Here is a 1452-nt window from a genome sequence, read left to right as displayed (position 1 = left end):
CTCATCCTTTTTCGTCCTTTCTTGCTCAGCTTATCGCTTTTCTTGTTCAGCTTTTTTGCGGACAACCTGAACAGGTACGATGAGGGCACTCACGCTCAGGTCTCGATGACGGAAAACCATACAGGCAGGGAGTTCTTGCTTCACCTCCATTTGTTGGAGTAGGTGGACCTCGGCACGCACCGACTGGAGGTAGATGGGGATCAAGAAAAGGCCCACCCACAGCGGGTGAGCCCTTCAGATCCCATTTTTATCACAAACAGAAGGATCTACTATTTAGCAAAACGAGAGAAAATATGGTTTAGCAAAACGAGAGAAAATATGGTCTATTTATACCACATCACTGCGCCAGGAGTGAGCGGTCGCTGCGGCCCGGGCAATATCTCGCGCAGATAGCCCTGGATACCTTTCTCTTGCCGCCAGTTTCTTTGATAGCCCAGCGAGACTTCTTCAAAACGCACACCATCCAGAAAATCGGTCGCACGGACATGCACATGTCCATAAATAGCGATAGAAACGGGATAGTGCCTGAGCCAGCCTTCGGTGCGCGTCGTCCCACACCAGATCGAGAAGCGCGGGATAGTATTGACCCGTACGCATTCGCGCCGCAAGGGAAAATGATTGATAAGTATCAATTCATCAGTGGGTGCGACAGCGTTGAGGCGCATCTCGGTATAGTCACAACGGGCCTCACACCAGGCGCTACGCGAGGCATAGGGCGTCGGATGCAGGAGAAACTCATCAGCGCAGACCACCTGTGTCTCCTCGGCCCAGGCTACCGCTTCTTCCGCAGACACGTTGTCAGGACGAAAGCTATAATCATAGAGCACAAACAGCGGTGCCAGTACGGTACGCTTCCCCTCGCCAGGCCAGATGGGATAAGGATCTTCCGGCGTCACGACTCCATAGTTGCGGCAAATATTGACCAGGTGCTGATAGCGCCGCTCACCTTTAAATTGTGGCTCCTTTGGAGATGGAACTGTCCAGAGATCATGATTCCCTGGTACCCAGATTACCTTTGCGAAGCGTTCGGTCAAGATATCAAGCGTATAATACAGTTGCTCAATAGTTTCGCCCACATCCCCGGCCACAATCAACCAATCTTCAGGATAGTAGGGCAAGGCAGCCAGCGCCTCCCGGTTGCCAGGAACGCCAATGTGTAAATCACTGATCGCATATAATTTCATAATAGAAAAACACCTTTTGTACACAAAAAAGAGAAAAGATAAGAGATGTAGGTGCGTGCCGAGGTCGCAACCTCGACACGCACCTACACTTCTCCATCATGATGCTCGTTCTTTGAGCGGGATTGTCGCTCTTCCCCACCTGTGAGAACTTATCCGAAAACCTACAAGGAGGAAACGCGATCACATTGTTGAAAGCAAATGAGCGCACAAGCCAAGCACAACAAGGTCTGATAGGAACGCGGGCGCTTCTCCCAGCGGATCAGCAGAC

1 protein-coding gene is annotated in these 1452 nt (G+C 51.2%); it reads right to left on the bottom strand.

Going from position 1 to position 1452, the window contains the following annotated elements:
- Positions 1–323: 323 nt before the first annotated feature.
- Positions 324–1184, bottom strand: a complete 861-nt coding sequence (locus F1593_RS28000; protein ID WP_149404840.1) for a metallophosphoesterase family protein — start codon at positions 1182–1184, stop codon at positions 324–326.
- Positions 1185–1452: the final 268 nt, after the last annotated feature.

The sequence above is a fragment of the Dictyobacter arantiisoli genome (assembly GCF_008326305.1).
In the GTDB taxonomy this organism is placed as follows: domain Bacteria; phylum Chloroflexota; class Ktedonobacteria; order Ktedonobacterales; family Ktedonobacteraceae; genus Dictyobacter; species Dictyobacter arantiisoli.
Note: the sequence above shows the minus strand (reverse complement) of the source record. Positions and strands in the feature narration are given on the sequence as shown.

Excerpts from the sequence above, each read along its gene's own strand:
- F1593_RS28000 (WP_149404840.1), bottom strand. The coding sequence starts at position 1,184 with ATGAAATTATATGCGATCAGTGATTTACACATTGGCGTTCCTGGCAAC.